Source organism: Bacillus sp. GW821-FHT01G09 (assembly GCF_059422205.1).
On sequence record NZ_JBWKWL010000001.1, the window covers coordinates 102,175 to 121,005 of the forward strand.

Annotated in this window: 12 protein-coding genes; 2 read left to right on the forward strand and 10 right to left on the reverse strand. The window is 48.7% G+C overall.

Features of this window, described 5'->3' with window-relative positions; all coding sequences use genetic code 11:
* Positions 1–13 precede the first annotated feature (13 nt).
* The 7 genes from dhbF to AC07VD_RS00555 form a co-directional block, all read right to left on the reverse strand.
* Positions 14–7,150, reverse strand: a complete 7,137-nt coding sequence (gene dhbF, locus AC07VD_RS00525; RefSeq protein ID WP_494721617.1) for a non-ribosomal peptide synthetase DhbF — start codon at positions 7,148–7,150, stop codon at positions 14–16.
* Positions 7,151–7,169: 19 nt separating this feature from the next.
* Positions 7,170–8,108 carry an isochorismatase gene (locus tag AC07VD_RS00530; protein ID WP_106073425.1) on the reverse strand — a complete coding sequence of 313 codons (939 nt, stop codon included), beginning with the start codon at positions 8,106–8,108 and terminating at the stop codon, positions 7,170–7,172.
* A gap of 27 nt (positions 8,109–8,135) precedes the next feature.
* Complete coding sequence (locus AC07VD_RS00535) at positions 8,136–9,755, reverse strand: (2,3-dihydroxybenzoyl)adenylate synthase (protein WP_494721616.1); 1,620 nt, start codon at positions 9,753–9,755, stop codon at positions 8,136–8,138.
* 28 nt (positions 9,756–9,783) lie between these two features.
* The gene (gene dhbC, locus AC07VD_RS00540) at positions 9,784–10,980 is read right to left on the reverse strand and encodes an isochorismate synthase DhbC (RefSeq protein WP_042974556.1); all 1,197 of its coding nucleotides are present in this window, start codon (positions 10,978–10,980) and stop codon (positions 9,784–9,786) included.
* A 25-nt stretch (positions 10,981–11,005) separates the two neighbouring features.
* Entirely contained in the window at positions 11,006–11,791 is a 786-nt protein-coding gene (locus AC07VD_RS00545; protein WP_494721632.1) for a 2,3-dihydro-2,3-dihydroxybenzoate dehydrogenase, read from the reverse strand.
* 193 nt (positions 11,792–11,984) lie between these two features.
* Positions 11,985–12,854: a ferri-bacillibactin esterase BesA gene (besA, locus tag AC07VD_RS00550; protein ID WP_350415561.1), complete on the reverse strand. Its 870-nt coding sequence runs from the start codon at positions 12,852–12,854 to the stop codon at positions 11,985–11,987.
* Positions 12,855–13,067: 213 nt separating this feature from the next.
* Entirely contained in the window at positions 13,068–13,664 is a 597-nt protein-coding gene (locus AC07VD_RS00555) for a sulfite oxidase-like oxidoreductase (RefSeq protein ID WP_494721615.1), read from the reverse strand.
* A 100-nt stretch (positions 13,665–13,764) separates the two neighbouring features.
* Here AC07VD_RS00555 and AC07VD_RS00560 point away from each other — a divergent pair, with 100 nt between their 5' ends.
* Positions 13,765–14,367, forward strand: a complete 603-nt coding sequence (locus tag AC07VD_RS00560; protein ID WP_029318475.1) for a biotin transporter BioY — start codon at positions 13,765–13,767, stop codon at positions 14,365–14,367.
* Between the two features lie 67 nt (positions 14,368–14,434).
* Here the strand turns inward: AC07VD_RS00560 and AC07VD_RS00565 are convergent, their stop codons facing one another.
* Positions 14,435–15,763: a Na+/H+ antiporter family protein gene (locus AC07VD_RS00565; protein ID WP_003228736.1), complete on the reverse strand. Its 1,329-nt coding sequence runs from the start codon at positions 15,761–15,763 to the stop codon at positions 14,435–14,437.
* A 147-nt stretch (positions 15,764–15,910) separates the two neighbouring features.
* A complete protein-coding gene (locus AC07VD_RS00570; RefSeq protein WP_217017052.1) occupies positions 15,911–17,413 on the reverse strand; it encodes a leucyl aminopeptidase in 1,503 nt (500 codons plus the stop codon).
* Between the two features lie 157 nt (positions 17,414–17,570).
* On the opposite strand from AC07VD_RS00570, the gene AC07VD_RS00575 reads away from it, so the two are divergent.
* On the forward strand, positions 17,571–18,047 hold the full coding sequence (locus tag AC07VD_RS00575; protein ID WP_003228732.1) for a divergent PAP2 family protein: 477 nt from the start codon (positions 17,571–17,573) through the stop codon (positions 18,045–18,047).
* Between the two features lie 29 nt (positions 18,048–18,076).
* Here the strand turns inward: AC07VD_RS00575 and spsC are convergent, their stop codons facing one another.
* Positions 18,077–18,733 carry a stationary phase survival protein SpsC gene (spsC, locus tag AC07VD_RS00580; RefSeq protein WP_072175151.1) on the reverse strand — a complete coding sequence of 219 codons (657 nt, stop codon included), beginning with the start codon at positions 18,731–18,733 and terminating at the stop codon, positions 18,077–18,079.
* Positions 18,734–18,831 lie beyond the last annotated feature (98 nt).

The following is an 18,831-nucleotide window of genomic DNA, read 5'->3' on the forward strand; positions in this document are numbered from 1 at the left end:
TATTTCTCCTCCCTTATTTATTCAACTCTTCCAATTTGACAGCGAGAACCTTGCCGATTTGAGCCAGAGGTTCCGGCTGACATAAATCTTTATGACGGCAGTCGATGTCGATTTGTTCAATCTGTCCGTTAATATAAGGCTTCCACGAGTCAGGTTCAATCGGGTCAAACCATTCAGGAATGATTGTTGATCTGAAAAACAAAACATTTCCACGGAAGGTTTTCGGCTTATAGGAACCTAAAATGCCGACAGAATTGACATACGTATTCTTCAAATTTAAAATGACCGTTTCATCCAGGCTCGCAAGCGCACTGCCGTCACGGCGAAGAATCTCAATCGCCGCTTCAAAATCTAGCGGTTTTTCCCCTAAGCTGTCTGGATCGTACCCGCCTAATGCCAGAAGGGCAATAAGCGCTTCCTCATCATCCGGTGCCTCTTTTATAGGAAGGAAGTGGTTCGGATAGGCGTCCAGCATCACCAACAGGGATACTTCTTCTCCTTGATTTTGCAGCTGGGTAGCCATCGCTTGAACGACATTCCCGCCCAGGGACCAGCCCAGCAGATGGTACGGGCCTTTTGGCTGGACCGTTCGGATTTGTTTAATGTAATCGGCAGCCATGTCATCAAGTGTTTTCGGAAGCTCCTCGCGCTGCCCGATTCCCCGTGCCTGCAAGCCGTAGATCGGATAATCTGTTCCTATATTGGTCATCAAACCGGCATAACACCAGCTGAGCCCCCCTGCCGGATGAACACAGAATAAAGGAGGCTTGTCTCCACTTGTTCGGAGCGGCAGCAGAACGTCAAGAGCGCTTTGGCTTGATCCCATTTCAAGTCTTTCAGCGAGCCCGGCTACAGTAGGTGCTTCGAACAAGTTGCCGATGCTGAGTTCAACGCCGAGCGCTTCACGAATGCGGCTCATGAGCTGTACAGCAAGCAAGGAATGTCCTCCTAAATCAAAGAAACGGTCATCAATGCCGACACGCGGCAAGTGAAGCACCTCCATAAAGAGGTCACAGAGAATTTCTTCCTGCGGCGTTCTCGGTCCTCGTCCTGTCACTGCCGCTGCGAAATCCGGAGCGGGCAGCGCTTTACGATCAAGCTTTCCATTCGGTGTCAGCGGCAATTCTTTCATCGTCACAAAGGCAGCAGGCACCATGTAATCCGGCAGTCTCTCCGCAGCATATCTGCGCAGTTCCGCCGTATCAAATGTTTCTTCCGAAGGGATGACATAAGCTGCCAACCGTTTATCTCCCGGCTGATCCTCACGAACGATCACTGCCGCATCTTCAAGCTGCGGATGCTGAACAAGCGCGGCTTCAATTTCTCCCAATTCAATCCGGAATCCCCGAATTTTCACTTGATGGTCTGCACGGCCTACATAGTCGAGAGAACCGTCAGCGCGGAGGCGGGCCACATCCCCAGTGCGGTACATCCGAGTGCCTGGAGGACCGAACGGATCAGCTATGAAGCGTTCAGATGTTAAACCAGGCCGACCTAGATAACCTCGTGCTAACCCCGCTCCTGATACATACAGCTCTCCGGCAACACCCGGCGGGACCGGCTGCAGGCGTTCATCCAGCACGTATACACCAAGATCGGGAATGCCGCAGCCGATCAAGCTGTTTGCCCGTAAAGCTGCCATGCTTCGGTCTAATTCGATATAGCTCACATGCACCGTCGTTTCTGTAATCCCATACATATTGATAAGCTGCGGTCTATTTTCAGGGTGGCGGTTATACCAATCCTCTAAACGGCTGAGTTCAAGCGCTTCTCCGCCAAAAATGACATAGCGCAGACTAAGTGCCTGTCCGAGATCCGGCTGTTCCCGTTCCGCCTGCATAAACTGATAGAAAGCAGACGGTGTCTGGTTCAGAACAGTCACACCCTCTTTGACAAGCAGGCGCAGAAACGCTTCTGGCGATCTGCTGACGTGGTGGGGCACGATCACAAGACGTCCGCCATGCAGCAGAGGACCCCAGATCTCCCACACCGAAAAATCAAACGCATAGGAATGGAACATGGTCCAGATATCGTCTGAGCTGAAACGGAACCAGTGCTCGGTCGCTGCAAATAAACGTGTTACATTTTGGTGAGGAATCATCACACCTTTTGGAACACCTGTTGAGCCGGATGTATAAATGACATACGCCGTATTCAAAGGCGAAAGCGGCTGAGTCCTATCCTTATTTTTTGGATTCTCTACAGGGTACGTGTTTAGTTTCTCTGCCAGCTCGGGATCATCCAGCACGATTTTCGGCACGTTTTCAACTGGCGGAATGTGATTTGCAGCTTTAGTGTTCGTCATGATAAACGCAGGCTGGGCATCTTTTAGCATAAAAGCAATTCGATCAGCCGGATAATCCGGATCAAGAGGGAGATAAGCTGCCCCGGCTTTTAGCACCGCCAATAGGCCGACAGCCATTTCCAACGATCGGGGCAGTGCCAATGCCACAAATTGCTCCGGCCCGACACCTTCACTAATTAGGAATCGGGCAAGCCGATTTGCTCTTTCATTCAGCTCTGCATAGCTCAGTGCCTGATCTTCATATACAACGGCAATAGCATCAGGACGTAAAGCAGCCTGCTTCTCAAACTGCTCTGGCAAACTTGCGTGCGGAATCTTTTCAGATACACTTTGCCAATCTGGCACCATGCTGCTGCGTTCCTCTGGCGCAAGAATATCCAGATTTCCGATTTGCTCGTCAGGATCAGACTCGGCAGCCTCCAACAGCCGCATCAAACGGTCAGCAAGAGCCTGAGCAGTTTCCCGCTTGAAAAGATCAGTGCTGTATTCAAGCAGTCCTTCCATTCCGTTTGGTGTCCCGTCAGCAAGGCGATCTTCACTGATTTCCAGCGTCAAATCAAACTTGGCAGAACCGACACTGTTGATTCGCAGGCTGCTCTCCATATCAGGAAGATGCAGTTCAGCGTCCGGTGTGTTTTGGAACGCAAGCATGATTTGGAATAAAGGATGCGTCGCACGCGAACGAGCCGGATTGAGCACCTCTACAAGTCTCTCAAACGGTAGATCCTGATTGTCATAGGCGGCCAGATTCACTTCCCGTACTCTGTCTAGAAGCTCACGAAAGCTTGGGTCACCGGACGTATCAGTTCTGAGCACCAATGTATTAATGAACAGCCCTACAAGATCGCCCAGCGCATCATCATTCCGTCCCGCGATCGGACTGCCGATCGGAATGTCGGTGCCCGCCCCGAGCCTTGTCAATAAAGCGGCGAGACCGGATTGAAGCACCATAAACATGCTCACCCTATTTGCGCGAGCCAGCTCCTGCAATCGCTTATGAAGCTCGGGCTCAATACGAAAATGAATCGTATCTCCATCATGACTCGGCTCAGCCGGACGTGAATAATCGGTTGGCAGCTCAAGCTGATCAGGCAGGTTTTTCAAGGTTTCTTTCCAGAAAGCAAGCTGTCCGGCAATCAAGCTATTTGGATCATCCTCGTTTCCAAGCAGTTCTTGCTGCCAAAGCGCATAGTCTGCATACTGCACAGCAAGAGGCGCCCATTCGGGAGCTCGTCCGTGGCAGCGAGCCGCATAAGCCGTCCCAAGGTCTCGGGTCAGCGGTGTTAAGGACCAGCCGTCCCCGACAATATGATGTACGAGAAGAAGCAGCACGTACTCGTCAGGACCTATCACAAAAAGCTCGGCACGAAAAGCAGGTTCAGCTGCAAGATCAAAGCTGTAGCGTACAGCTTCGGCAAGCCGATCAGAAAGCTCCTTCTCAGCAATTTCAGTAACATGTAACTCAGGATGGGCTTGACCGGCATCTAAAATATGCTGATAGGATGTCCCCTGTGATTCAGGGAAGATCGTCCGAAGGCTTTCATGACGGCAGACGAGGTCATAAAGTGCCGCTTTCAGCAATCCTTGATCCAGCTCACCCGACAAACGGACAGCAACTGGAATATTATAAGTAGGACTCGGTCCTTCCAGACAATGCAGGAACCATAGCCGGCGCTGGGCAAATGAGAGCGGGATCTTTTCAGGCCGCTCAGCTCTCTGCAAAGCGGGACGTGCACTCTGCGCCAAATCAAGATGGGCAGCGAGTCCGGCTACTGTCGGTTCGTCAAAGAGCTTGGCGATACCAAGTTCGGCTCCCATTACCTCGCGAACGCGGCCCATCAGACGGGCTGCAAGAAGAGAATGGCCCCCAAGCTCGAAGAAACTGTCATCGATACCGACGCGTGCCAAACCGAGAACCTCTGCAAACAAGTCACACAATATCTCTTCCTGAGGAGTCCGCGGGGCCCGATCACTGACAGATGTGCTGAAGTCTGGTGCCGGCAGTGCTTTCCGGTCAAGCTTGCCATTAGGTGTTAACGGCAGCTCGTCCATCTCCACAAACGCCGCCGGTACCATATAATCAGGAAGACTAGCCTCCATATAACGACGAAGCTCTGCAGTATCAATAGCAGCATCAGCGACTACATAAGCCGCCAATCGTTTGTCTCCCGGCTGATCTTCCCGTACAACAACCGCGGCCTGTTCAATGTGCGGATGATTGGCAAGCACGGCATCAATTTCTCCAAGTTCAATTCGGAATCCGCGAATTTTGATTTGATGATCCGCCCGCCCGATATAATCCAAAGACCCATCGGCGCGCCAGCGGGCCTGGTCTCCGGTCCGATACATCCGAGTTCCCGGCGGTCCGTATGGATCTGCAACGAAGCGCTCCGCCGTTAAATCAGGGCGATGGAAATAACCTCTGGCCAAGCCGGTGCCTGCAATATAAAGCTCTCCGACAACGCCCGGCGGCACCGGCTGCAATCCATTATCAAGCACATACACCTGCGTGTTCCAAATCGGTTTCCCAATCGGAGGAACGCCCTTCAGCCCTTCTTCAAGAAAAGCTGCGGCAGACCAAATCGTTGTTTCAGTGGGACCGTATAAGTTCGTGACTGAACAATGAAGGTCTTGAAGCGCCTGCAAAAGACCGCTCGGCAGCGCCTCGCCTCCTACAAGCACTCTAAGCCCCCGAAGTTTCTCAGGTTCACTCGTTACCAAAGCGTGCCACAGTGTCGGTGTCGCCTGCATGATGTTAATATCGAAATTTTCAATCATTTGGGCTAATGCCTGCGGCTCACGGATCGTTTCTTTCTTTGCGATCACAATTTGCGCTCCGCTAATCAGCGGAAGATATAACTCCAATGCTGAAATATCAAAAGCGACAGTCGTCACAGCCAACAGCCTGTCTTCTTCTCCTAGAGAAAATGCCTCCTGCATGGACAGCAGAAAATTGCTTAAGCTTTTCTGTGTCACAACGACACCCTTCGGTCTTCCTGTTGATCCTGAGGTATAGATGATATACGCAGGATGGTCAAGAGAAACCGGTACATCCGGATTTTCCGGCGAATAGCGTTTTATAATCTCCTGTGTAACAGCCTGATCAAGCACAAGCTCCGGTACAGCCAGGTTATCAGGCAGACTGGCTGCTATTTCCTCAGTCGTTATGATGCATGAAGGTTTCGCATCCTCCAGCATGTAAGAAATGCGGTCGGCTGGAAACTCCGGATCAAGGGGGAGATACGCCGCACCAGTCTTGAGCACACCAAGCATTGAGGCCACCATCTCAGGGGAACGCGGCAGCGCCAAAGCGACAAATTGCTCCGGACCAATCCCTTTTTCGATCAACAGACGCGCGAGGCGGTTTGCCTCTTCATTGAGCTTTCGATAGTTGACTTGAATGTCATCACACATGAGAGCGATACGTTCTGGCGTAAGAACTGCCTGCTTTTCGAACATGTCCTGAAGGCTGACCAGCTTCTCGGATATTGCCGTCTCATTCCATTTAGAAATGACTTTTTCTTTCTCCTCTGGCAACAGAAGCTCCATTTGCCCAATCAGCATGTCCTCTCCGGCAGAAGCCGTTTGCAGCAGCTGCAGGATACGCTGCTGATGAAGCTTAATATCAGACTCACTGTATACCTCAGGATTCGCATCAACATCAATTCGCAGCCCGCTGCCGTCTGTTCTGTCATATACATTGATTGATAGATCATCAACAGGACCGGCTGAAAGATTATGCGTTGTGCCCCGGGCCCCGGCAAAGTCGAGACCGTAATCAAACGGCATAAGATTGATTTGAGGGCCATATAATCTATGATTTTCTCCTATCAATTTCAGATCGCGCCGAAGCTCTTCATGGCGATACTTATGATGTCGCCGAATGCTGCGGATTTCCCGGGAAATTTGCTGAATCAGTTCAGAAAAGCTCATCGAAGAACTTACCGTCAGACGGAGCGGGAGAAGGTTCATCACCATAGCCGGTACATTTAGTGACGCGGACCCTATCCGACCCATCATGGGCAGGCCGAGCACAACATCCTCAGAGCCGGTCATACGGTGCACATAAACAGCTGACACCGCAATCATGACTTCATGCCAGCTTCCTGAGAAATAGCGCGCCGCTTCTTTTAACGCGTTTACATCAGACGGAGGCAGATATGCCGTATGACGAAGAAAACTGTTAGATGTTCTTGGCGCCCGATCAGCCAAGCTCACAACTTCAGGTGCATCTGCAAAACGGTCCAGCCAGAATTGACGATCCTTCTCATACTGCTCTGATCCGCGATAATCTGTATCCTCCTCCAAAATGGCCTGGAGAGACCCAAAGGAACGGCTTTTAGCTGTTTGTCCTTTTATAAGCGCAGTATATGTACTTGCCACACGCTGGGCTATCAGGGAAAAACCGAAGCCGTCGATCGCTATATGGTGAATGCGCTGATACCAAAAGAAACGATCAGGCCCGGCAATAAACAGAGCTTCATTGAACAAAGGGTCATACCCTAAATCAACCGGCTTTGCTAAATCAGCTTTCATCCAGTTTAATGCTGTTTTTTCCGGATCAGGCTCAGAGCTGACGTCAATGACGTGCAGCTGTACATCCGGAGACGGGTTTATCATCTGCCAAGGCCCGTCCATATTTTCACCGAAGCGGACATGCAGCGATTCCGCTTCCTTGATCACGTGCCGCAAAGCTTCTTCAAAAAGAGCAATATTGACTGGTCCATTGATTTCTATATATTCCGCTGTATTGTAGATTGGATTGTCCGGATCAAGCTGCTGAGCAAACCATATGCCAGTTTGCGCCCCGGTCAAAGAATATTGAAGATCTTTTGTATCAGGCATCCGTTTGTTTACCCTCCTTTTATAAATAATCCGCGTTTGGCAGCACTTGCTGGCTGCGGGTTGTGAGCAATTTCTGCCATTCTTCGATCGTTGGGCGTTCAGCCAATTCTACGAAAGTCACCTCTGCCCCTTCACGGCGCCATTGTTCCACCAATGTCATGATCCTTACCGAATCAAGACCACGATCGAGCAAATCCTCTTGATCTGTGATGTCTTCCGATGTTTCTTGTAGAAGCTCAGCAATTTGTTTACGGATATTCTCACATGTAAACACGTTCTTTTTGCCAGTGTTTGCTGACGTTTTTTGAACGTCTGCCGGCGCATTCTGCAGCTGATCAAGAAGACTGTCAGTCATCACGGTAAACGCACAGCGTCCAGCCGCATAGTCCAGCGCCATTTGATGTTTTTCTAATGAAAAATCAGCAACTGCATCTCCCACAAAAAAGGCTTTAATATCCTCCATAAATGCTTCGCATGCTGTAACAAGACAGCCGATATGGGCGTAAATTCCTGTAATGATCAGCTGATCGCGTCCCTCTTTGCGCATCATTTCAAGCAGATTCGTTCTCTTAAACGCGCTGTATCTCCATTTTGTCAGCACAAGATCATCATCCTCCGGTGCCAGCTCGGTTATAATTTTCTCCTCATAAGGACCGCTGTTTAATCCCGGGCCCCAAAAGTCTGTCAGCAGCGCACGGTCATCCGGATTTTGGCTTCCCGGCTGTGCGGTATAGACAACAGGAATCCCAAGCTGAACACATTGATTCTTCAGCTTTCGTATATTCGCTGAAAGCTCTATTACCGGAGATGCTTCCGCTGTGAAAGCATCGACAAAATAGTTTTGCATATCGTGTATTAATAGGACCGCCCGATTTGGATCAGGCACCCATGAGACTTTGTTTTGCGGCATATCAGATGCTGTCGGCATTTGATACGGCTGAATGGCAGGTATAGCCATATGAACACTTCCTCTCAAATTGTTGATTTATTTTTTTGACCCTGCAAGAAGTTTCTCGGAAATAGCTTCACGAAGAGCCTTTTTGCTTACCTTTCCTACCCCTGTCTGCGGAAAGGATTCGACAAATTCAACTCGATCAGGGATTTTATATGCCGCCAGTCCGCGCTCTCTCAAAAATGCTTTAAGCTCTGCGGCTTTTGGGGCTTCATCCCGGGGAATAATGAACACACAAGATCTTTCGCCAAGAAATTGATCAGGCATGGAGACCATTGCTGCATCATGGACAGCCGGATGCGCCAGCAGATGATTTTCTACCTCTTCAGCCGCAACCTTTTCTCCTCCACGGTTAATTTGATCCTTCGCCCGGCCTTCAACGACAATATAGCCGTCTCGTGTCAGCCTGACGATATCACCCGTACGGTAAAAACCGTCCTCAGTAAATGAAGCGGCGTTATGCTCTTCTGCCTTATAGTAACCGCGAATTGTATACGGTCCCCGCGTCAGCAGATGGCCTGTTTCACCAGGTTTTACGTCGCGATCCTGATCATCCCAAACACGCACTTCATCATATGGGGACATCGGTTTTCCTTGGGTGTTGACAATGATCTCCTCAGGATCATCCAATCTCGTATAATTGACGAGACCCTCTGCCATTCCGAACACCTGCTGCAGCGTGCAGCCGAAAACAGCTTTTACCCTGCGCGCGGCTTCAGCACTAAACTTGGCACCGCCGACCTGCAGCACTTGGAGGCTGGATAAATCATCACGGCGTGAGGATGCCGCATCCATCCATACCATCGCAAGAGGCGGAACAAGAGCAGTTATCGTGACCTTTTCCCGTTCAATTAAAGGAAATGCGTCATCTGGACTTGGAGAAGGAGATAATACCACTCTACCTCCAGCGTATAATACGCCGAGAACCCCGGGTGAGCTCAGCGGATAATTGTGTGCCATCGGCAGCGCGGCCAAGTACACCGTGCTGTGGTCGAGCCAGCAGACCTCCACACTCCGCTTCAGGCTGTATATGTAGTCATCGTGGGTCCTCGGAATCAGTTTCGATAGCCCGGTGCTCCCGCCAGAAAGCTGGAGGAACGCCACATCCGATGATTTGACTTCAGGCAGTTTTACAGGTTCTGCATGCAAATCCTCCAGCGGTAAAAATTCCTCTGCCTCACCTACGACAATGATGTTTTTCAAAGTCGGCAGCTTGCTTTGAACCTGTCTGGCAAGCGAACGGTAGTCAAAACCGGAATAAGCGTCGGGAATGATATATGCAGCCGCTTCAGCAAACTCGCAAAAATATGTAATTTCACTGCTTCGATGAGAAGGCAGTGCGAAGACTGGAAGCGCCCCCAGACGGAAAAGCGCGAAAATGACTTCAAAAAACTCTTTGATATTTGGCAGCTGCACCACAACACGATCCATCTGTTGAATGCCGAGCTTTTGAAATCCGGCAGCCAGGCGATCAGCCCTTGTGTCAAGCTCTCGATAGCTCCAATGGGTGTTTCCGCATGTAATGGCAATGCGATCACCATATTTGGCTGCCCGGTCCCTTAACAAATCTCCAAACGTCTCACCGGCCCAGCAGCCGTTCTTTCGATAGGTCTCAGCTAACTCATCAGGCCAAGGCGTAAATCCTTTCAGCATGTTGTATCCCTCCAGCAATTCATTCTGTTCATATGTGATCCACGCCCATTGCCCGCAGCATTGTCCGAAACTTTGCGGACGTCTCCTGAAGCTCGTCCTCAGGCTTTGAACCGGCCACAACACCAGCTCCAGCATACAGGCGGAGTGAGCGTTCTTCTGCTTCTGCACAACGGATGGTCACGATCCATTCTCCGTCACCGGCATCGTCACACCATCCGACCATGCCGGTAAAGAAACCGCGGTCAAATGGTTCAATGCTGAGAATCGCTTCTCTTGCAAGATCAGTCGGTGTTCCGCAGACGGCTGGCGTCGGGTGGAGCGCCGCCGCCAATTCAAGTGCGGTTACAGACGGATCGGAAAGCTCTCCCTTAATCACGCTGGACAGGTGCCACATCGTTTCCGTTTTGATCAGTGAAGGCTTCTCCGGAACCTCCAGCGTCCGGCAGAAAGGTCTCAGCGCTGCCGCAACCGCGTCAGCGACAACCGCGTGCTCATGAAGATCCTTTGCGGAAGAAAGCAATTCAGCTGCCCGGCGCTGGTCTTCAACAGGATCATTACTGCGCGGCCTTGAGCCGGCTAATGGGTTGGAAACGACCTGTGTTCCCATCCTTGAAACGAGAAGCTCCGGACTTGCTCCGAGCAATGTTCGGCGGGGAGACGTTTCCTCCTGACTGGACACGTCTGCGGCAAACGTGTAGCCATGCGTGTTATGCTGAGCCAGATGGCGAAGCAATTCATCCGTCTGAATCGGTTCAGGCGATGTCAAATGCAGTGATCTGGACAGGACGATTTTGCTGAGTGTTCCATCGGCAATGCGCGCCAGCCCTTGTTCAACACCATTTTTATAATCCTCAGGTTCAGGAACAGGCTTTATGTGGTATGTATGCCCAGCCTGCTGTTCCTTTTCCTCATGATCAAATTGAAGCGGTCCTGACCAGCGCACTTCTTCAGGTACAACGAGCCGCGCTGCTTTTACTTGATCAAAAGGAACGGCCCCGACAACAAGCGGCCGGCTTTGCCCTGATTGTTTTGCCTGACGCAGCGTCTCTGCAATTCGGCCAGAAAGGGTTTCCATTTGGTTTTGCCCGTCTGCCTCCGGTACGATTTCACATATACCTTTCGCTAACAGTACACGATGAGGAGACGCTAAGAAAAAGGCGCCCGGCTGATATTCATGAAGCAAATGCTCCGCTTTTGTTTCTGTTATAACGTTTTGATCCAACATTCTCATGAACCTCCTTTAAATTCAGTTACACGCCTAAGGTCGCGCCGCCATCTACGCATAAATTATGCATCGTAATATGCCCTGCCTGGCCAGAAACCAAAAAGAGCACCGCATCCGCAATATCCGAAGGCTTGGCTAGTTTTTTGAGCGGGATCCCTGTTTTAAATGTCTCAAGTGATCCTTTTATGACTTGCTCCGCTCCATTCTCGTCGGCCCATAATGACCACTGCATGTCAGTTTCCGTTGATCCGGGAGATACAATGTTGCAGCGAATATTGTATTCTGCAAGCTCAAGGCCAAGGCATTTCGTAAACATCACAGCCGCAGCCTTTGAAGACGCATATGCCGCCATAGATGTTCTTGGTACACCGGCAGCATTCGATCCGACTGTTACAATCGAACCTGATCTTCGGTCCATCATATATTTGCTGACTGAACGCGAGGCGTTAAATACGCCAGTCGAATTCACTGAGAACGTCGCCTCCCATTCCTCATCGCTAAGCGAATGGATCAGTCCCGGGCGAAGGACACCCGCTACATTCACTAAAATATCAATCGGCCCCATTTCACGTTCGATGCGCGCCGTGATCTCATCAATCGCCGCGCTGTCTCTCACATCCGCAGGAAAAGCTTCTGCATGGCGGTCTTCTGCTTTGAGGCTGCTCACAACCTTTTCCAGCTTTTCAGGATTATAATCAACTGCCGCAATATGTGCGCCTTGACTGGCAAGCGTCCGCGCAACAGCTTCGCCTATTCCTTGGGCAGCCCCTGTTATAAAAGCAATTTTTCCCTCTATACTCTTTGCATTCATATCATCAATTCCTTTCTTCGCTCCAATGCCGAACAGACATCCAGCGAAAAAGACTGCTGCGCCTTGAAAAACGCAATCCATTGATAATGATTATCATTATCAATTATAAAAATAATCATATCCAAATGTCATGGGACAGTCAAATATAATTTCAGTGACAAATATTTTTTTAGAGGGCAAGGCTGAGTATGTCTCAGCCCATTGATAGATGCGGTCCGTCAGGGTGAAGCGCAAAACGCAGCGCCCGGCTGACCAAAACTGGAAGAACTGAAATATGTCCTTCTCCTGAAAACTCGCAAAATTCTGCTCGTATGCCTTGTTCAGATAAAACGGCCAGCCGCTCATAAAGCTTCCTTGCATTATCATTCATCCGGCTTTTATGATGCTGCTCTAATTCTCCTGCGGCAAGCAGGATATTGATAGGCTGATTGTTTTTCTTGGTGAGAGAGACGAAATGGTCCGTTTTCTCGAGAATAAACGGTTTATTCCAATGAATGGACGGACTTCCTGCGATATACGTTTGAAACGCATCGGGCTTTGTTAGCAGCACCTGCAGCACGAAAAGCCCTCCGAGCGAATGGCCAAAGATTGTTTGTCTATTTTTATCAATCTGGTAATCTCGTTCTATCTCCGGTTTTAAATCCTCTTCAATAAATCTGAAAAAGCCCTCCGCTCCGCCATGCTCCGGCCATTCTCTGCCGTCGGGCCTTTCCGGCAGCTTCGATTGGGCTGTTGGCATTGTAAAATCCCGGTGGCGTGCTGAAGAGAACGGCTCCGCTGTCTCATAGCCAATGCCGACGATCACTGCAGGGATCACCCCGGTTTTTTCGGGTCGGCGTCCCTGTATTCGAACGGCTTCCGTCATCGTTCCGAAGACAGAATTGGCATCCAGCAGATAAATCACAGGATAACCAGCGGGTGGCGGCGGCGTACTAGGTTTCGAGATAAAAATGTGATAGGTACGGTTTTCATTGCGTGAAGACATCATACGCACTTCCGTACCAGGAATCGTAAATGCGTTTGATGTCCCGCCATTTGTCCGGTCTGTTGTTTGCTCTTTCATGCAGTACGACATTCCTCTCCTTAAACTAAACCGCAATGTATGATAATGATTTTCACTATCAACTAGACACCTCAAATAATAGGTTTTCTTCCAAAGAAAGTCAACTTTTTCCCGAATAAAAAAGGCACCTTGATCAAATAAGGTACCTGCAGACTAACAATATGGAAATAAAAACCTAATAAAGATGCGGATTGTCCTATTTGAAATAGAACCTTAATCCCATGTAAACCTTTGATTTTGCCATGGGTCGCCTCTCATGTGATAGCCATTCCGCTCCCAAAAGCCAGGGTGATTTTCTTTCGTAAATTGGATGCCGCGCAGCCACTTGGCGCTTTTCCAAAAATATAGATGCGGAAATACACCCCGCAGCGGAAAGCCGTGTTCAGGGGTTAAAGGTTCGCCATTATGCGCATAAGCCAGAAGGGAAGTTTCCGCTAAGAAATCATCAAGCGGCAGATTGGTCGTCCAGCCCTCTTCAGCATGTAAAATGACGTAGCCCGCTTCTTCTTTTACACCCGCTTTTTCCGCTATATCACAAGCCCGCACGCCTTGCCACACATTATCAAGCCTTGACCATCCCGTGACGCAATGAATGTCATTTTTCGATTCATACCGTGGAAAGGCTTTGACATCTTCAAAGCTTAGCAGCATCGGATGGTCAACCAAACCGTATACTTGAAGATTCCATTTCGTCATATCTTCGTAATATGGGACATCTCCGGTATGAAGCACAGGAAATGAAGTGGTGACGTTTTGATTTGACGGCACTCTTCCAGATTGATCGGATTGTCTTGTTTTTCCGAAATACATATGGGCCTCCTTTTTGTTAACCTAATTCAAAATCATGTTGACAATCTTTTTGTTCTTTATTACTCTATGATTGTGTATGTCAACCTAAGGGGGAACAACGATGAAACAACGTAAACTTCGTGCGGGAGATATGGCGCTGATTGGCATGTTCGCCGCACTTATGGCTGTCGGGGCCAACATTACATCAGTAGCACCCTTTTTACAAGTAGCCGGCATTCCGCTTTCGATGCAGCCGTTTTTCTGTCTCTTGGCTGCTTTGCTTCTTGGCAGCAAACGAGCAGCGATTGCCATGATTGTATATGCACTTGTCGGATTGGCCGGAGCGCCTGTGTTTGCTCAATTTTCAGCAGGCTTCGCACCGTTTGCAGGGAAAAGCGGCGGGTTTATTATCTCATACATCCCGGCAGCATTTGCAGCGGGATGGTTTTTAGAACGAAACATTCAGCCAAGTAAAATTCGATTTCTCATTGCTTCACTTATCGGAACGGCGATCATGTATCTCATCGGCACTACCTATATGTATCTTGCACTGAAGCTGTGGATTCATACGCCAGTGAGCTACGGCACGGCTTGGGGCTTTATGATTTGGTTTATGGTAAAAGATACAGCGCTGGCTGTGATACTGTCGTTTATCGCACCAGCAATCTACCGCTCTATTCATAAAGCAACCGGCTTTAACAGAAATCACATATCGTCCATGTAAGCCGTTCTATTGGACGGTTTTTTTATCATAACGAGAAAAGGCTCCCCAGTAAAGGGGAGCCTTTTTCCTATAAAACAAGCGCTGCAATCCAGCCAAAGATGACAAGCGGAATATTATAAAATATAAATGTCGGCACACAAGTATCCCAAATGTGGTGATGCTGGCCGTCCGCACTCAAACCTGAAGTCGGCCCAAGCGTACTGTCACTGGCAGGTGAACCGGCATCGCCGAGGGCAGCAGCAGCTCCGATAATCGCAATCGTTGCCATCGGGCTGAATCCTAGCTGCATGCATAGAGGCACAAAGATGGTTGTGATAACAGGAATCGTCGCAAAAGAAGATCCGATTCCCATTGTAATTAATAAGCCGACAATGAGCATCAGCAATGCGCCCAAGGACTGACTGTGTCCGATAAAACCAGCTGACGTTTTGACCAGTGACTCGACATCCCCGGTTTTCGTCAATACGTTTGAAAACCCGGCTGCAACAAGCATGACAAAGCCTATAAAGGCCATTAAAACCATTCCATCAGTAATCAGTGAGTCCGCTTCATCACGCTTCATCACACCGCTGACAAACAGAACAATCAGACCAGCGAGCGCCCCCATAATCATTCCTTCTACTCCCAAAGTCTGAGATAAGTAAAGCTGGACGCCGAGTGACACAACAATGGCTAGAACCGCGATACCAATACTTTTTCTCGTATATGGCGATGCTTCTGCACCTGAAATGTCTTTTGTTTCATATTGTTTCGGTTTACGGTATACGATCACTGATAAAATAAGGCCGACAACCATACCTGCAACTGGAATAATCAGTGCGTACGGAATATCAGCAAGCGGAACGTTTAACCCGGCATCCGCCATATTGTCCTTCAGCATTCCCTGGAAGATTTGACCGAAACCGACCGGAAGCAAAATATAAGGAGCCGTTAAGCCAAATGTAATTACACACGCGATCAGACGGCGGTCCATTTCAAGTTCATTAAAGATTTTCAAAAGCGGCGGAATCAGCACCGGAATAAACGCGATGTGAACCGGAACGACGTTTTGCGAAAAACAAGATACAATTAAAATAATCAGCACAATCAGCACCTTAGACAGTGCTTTTTTTCGAGAATCTTCTTTATTTCCGATTAATTTAACGGAGGCTTCCACCATTGCGTCCGGAAGACCCGTTTTCGTCAAAGCGGCGGCAAACGCGCCAAGCATGGCATAGCTGACTGCAACGGTGGCATTTCCGCCGAGACCGTCTGTGAAAGCTTTAACCGTTTCGCCAAGACCGAGCCCGCCTGTTAACCCGCCGGCCAAGGCGCCTATAATTAATGCGATAACAATATTGACACGCAGCAGGCTTAATACAAGCATAAGCAGGACTGCGATGACGACTGCATTCATGATGATACCCCTCCAAAAATCCTTTAGTTTGCTAATGTAGTAGATAAATAAAGTACGAACGTATCGTATCATAACCGATCCACTTTAGTCAACTAAAGATCCCGGAAGAAAAAAATCCCTGCCGCATCATACAGCAGGGATTTTTCATTACTCGTTTTTATCTTCTTCCAATGTAAATCGCTCCGCAAGTGTAGCCAGTGTTCTTGCCATAACGCCAGTAGCCCCGGACGGCCCGAAGCAGGTTGCTTTATTGGCAGTCGCTGTGCCTGCAATATCAAGGTGAACCCAAGGTGTTGACTCAGCGAATTCACCAAGAAACGTTCCTGCCATAATCGCATGTCCCTCGCGTCCCGGTGAATTGTTGAGATCCGCCATTTGGCTGCTTTTCACGCGTTTTTTATCCTTCTCTGTTATCGGCAGCTGCCAGATTGCCTCGCCGCACTCTTGTGCAGCATCAGCTACCTGCTGGTAAAAGATTTGATCATTTGTCATTGCACCGGTTGTTTCTGTTCCTAATGCCACAACGACGCCGCCGGTAAGCGTAGCTACATCGACAAGAACTGATGCGCCATGCTGTTTCGCGTATGTAATGCCATCTGCAAGCACTAGCCTTCCTTCAGCATCCGTATTAAGGATTTCTATTGTTTTTCCGCTTAAAGATACGATCACGTCATCCGGCTTCATGGCCCCGCCGGAGACCATATTATCGGTTGATGGAATAACGCACAGTACGTTTTGTTCAGGACGAAGCTCTCCGATCGTTTCCATAGCCCCGAGAACCGCAGCTGCTCCTCCCATATCTGATTTCATGCCAACAATTCCAGATTTCGTTTTAATGGAGTAGCCGCCTGTGTCAAAGGTAATTCCTTTCCCGACTAGTCCGACGACGTCTTCCCATTCCTTTTTGCCCTGATATTTCAACACAATCATTTTCGGCGGTTCGGTGGAGCCTTGGTTTACCGCAAGTATTCCGCCCATACCGAGCTCTTCCATCTCTGATTTCTCCAATATCTCACACTCAAAATCATATTTCGCCGCAAGCTCTTCAGCATACGAAGCGAGGTCAGTCGCTGTCAGCATGTTTCCCGGCATATTCACAAGCGTTCTAGCCGAATTTGTCCCTTGTCCGTATGCCTGGCCGACGCGAAGCCCCGCCTGCACTTCCTGTGTATCTTCATCTGTTACAACATACACGGCTTCAATTTGTTTGTCAGGCTCATTTGATTTGTGCTTATAATCCTGCACCTCATAGGAAGCAAGCAGACAGCTCTCAGCTAAAGCATGAGCGGCATCGGCTGGAGGCACGTCTTCCGAAATAAATGTATCAAGCAGGACAGCAGTTTCTTGTTTTCGATCTTTATGAATGGCTTGAAAAACATGAGCAAAACGTTCCTTCGCCTGTTCAAACGAATAATTTGCTTCTCTCCCCAGACCAACGAAATAAATCCGTTTCATACCCGCAGAAGATGGAGGGAATACTTTTGATACTTGATTCGGTTTTGCAGAGACATCACCCTCTTTTAAAAGCTGTGTCAGATGGCCTTCGAGCATTTCATCAATTTCCAACGCTTTTCCTGTCAGCTGGCTTTTTTGAAAAAGCCCGACCACAAGGGTTTCTGTATGCTCTGATTGTTGAACCGCATAAAACATGAGGCTTACACTCCTAACGTAATGGGTATTTGTAATGAACAATGGTATAATAGGAAAAACATTCTTTCCACTATACTTATTTTAACAAACAACAGTCTAAGACTTGCTTTTTTCTTTTGAAACACGAAGGATTTTTCAAATAGAAAGGATGTCGCCGATGGAACTTTTAACGAATTTTCCTTTATTATCAAGCCTGGCCGCAATTATTTTTGCTCAGGTCATCAAAGTGCCCATACAGTTTATCGTGTCCAGAAAACTGGACTGGTCGCTGGTCACAAGCACAGGCGGCATGCCCAGCTCTCACTCCGCAGCGGTCACTGCACTTTCAACAGGCGTAGCCTTGGAGCATGGATTAGACTCCTCACTCTTTGCGGTTTCCGCCATTTTCGCCGTCATAACCATGTTTGACGCAACTGGCGTCAGACGCCACGCCGGTGAGCAGGCAACAGTCATTAATAAGCTTGTCATTGATTTTAACCGTTTCGTAAATGAAGCGAAGGACTTCCCTAAGGCTGCAGAGAAAGAAAAGCAAAAAAAGCTGAAAGAGCTTCTCGGACATCAGCCGATCGAAGTCTTTTTCGGAGGCCTAACAGGTATTTTACTGACATTGGCACTCGCTTACTTTTTCATGTAAAAAAACGCTCCTGCTTTCGCTGGAGCGTTTTATTCTTTCACAGTTTTATATTGATTTCTGAACACTTGCAAAGATTTTGTTTCATTGAGCTTCTCAAGCTCATCCTCGGTAATCTTTCCCGTTCCCTTTTTAATCACATATACATCAAGGGTTTTTTTGCCCCATTCATTGTATACATCTTTGACTGTCTCAAAGTACAGATCAAGGCGGTTTCCCTTAATAGCTGATCCTGTGTCGGCCACAACTCCGAGACCGTAGTTCGGAATGAATAAAATTGTTCCGATCGGGAAAACGGACGGGTCAGCAGCAACCGTGGAATATAAATCCCGTTTCACTTTCACACCTGAATATGTAAGCCCGTATAATGGATCACCGGGATTTTTGCCCGTCGACTCAGCTCCTGCTGTGTAGCCTGTTGCTGTTACTCTTTGGACTGGATATTCATCCCAATCAAATGCCTCTTCTAACGGTTTTGTTTTATCCTCAGCCGCGGACGTGGTTTGTGTTTGTTTCTGCTGCAATGCTTTTAATGTCAGTCCTGCATGCTTCAAGTGCTTTTCCTGATGTTCCTGCACCCATTTTGACAAGTCCTTCGCTTCAATTCCTGACACTGATAAAAATGTCGTGCCAAATGCAAGCAGAAATAAACAGGTCATCAGCAAACGTCTGATCATATTCAACATCATTCACCTCTCCTCCGAATCATTGTTCCCAAGTGGAGAGAGCATTATTCAAAATGATGAATGAGCTGAACGCATAAAAAAAGCTTTCTTTAGAAGAAAGC

Coding starts and splice junctions, on each gene's coding strand:
- dhbF (WP_494721617.1), bottom strand. CDS start 7,150: ATGCCTGATACAAAAGATCTTCAATATTCTTTGACCGGGGCGCAAACT.
- AC07VD_RS00530 (WP_106073425.1), bottom strand. CDS start 8,108: ATGGCTATACCTGCCATTCAGCCGTATCAAATGCCGACAGCATCTGAT.
- AC07VD_RS00535 (WP_494721616.1), bottom strand. CDS start 9,755: ATGCTGAAAGGATTTACGCCTTGGCCTGATGAGTTAGCTGAGACCTAT.
- dhbC (WP_042974556.1), bottom strand. CDS start 10,980: ATGTTGGATCAAAACGTTATAACAGAAACAAAAGCGGAGCATTTGCTT.
- AC07VD_RS00545 (WP_494721632.1), bottom strand. CDS start 11,791: ATGAATGCAAAGAGTATAGAGGGAAAAATTGCTTTTATAACAGGGGCT.
- besA (WP_350415561.1), bottom strand. CDS start 12,854: ATGAAAGAGCAAACAACAGACCGGACAAATGGCGGGACATCAAACGCA.
- AC07VD_RS00555 (WP_494721615.1), bottom strand. CDS start 13,664: ATGTATTTCGGAAAAACAAGACAATCCGATCAATCTGGAAGAGTGCCG.
- AC07VD_RS00560 (WP_029318475.1), top strand. CDS start 13,765: ATGAAACAACGTAAACTTCGTGCGGGAGATATGGCGCTGATTGGCATG.
- AC07VD_RS00565 (WP_003228736.1), bottom strand. CDS start 15,763: ATGAATGCAGTCGTCATCGCAGTCCTGCTTATGCTTGTATTAAGCCTG.
- AC07VD_RS00570 (WP_217017052.1), bottom strand. CDS start 17,413: ATGTTTTATGCGGTTCAACAATCAGAGCATACAGAAACCCTTGTGGTC.
- AC07VD_RS00575 (WP_003228732.1), top strand. CDS start 17,571: ATGGAACTTTTAACGAATTTTCCTTTATTATCAAGCCTGGCCGCAATT.
- spsC (WP_072175151.1), bottom strand. CDS start 18,733: ATGATGTTGAATATGATCAGACGTTTGCTGATGACCTGTTTATTTCTG.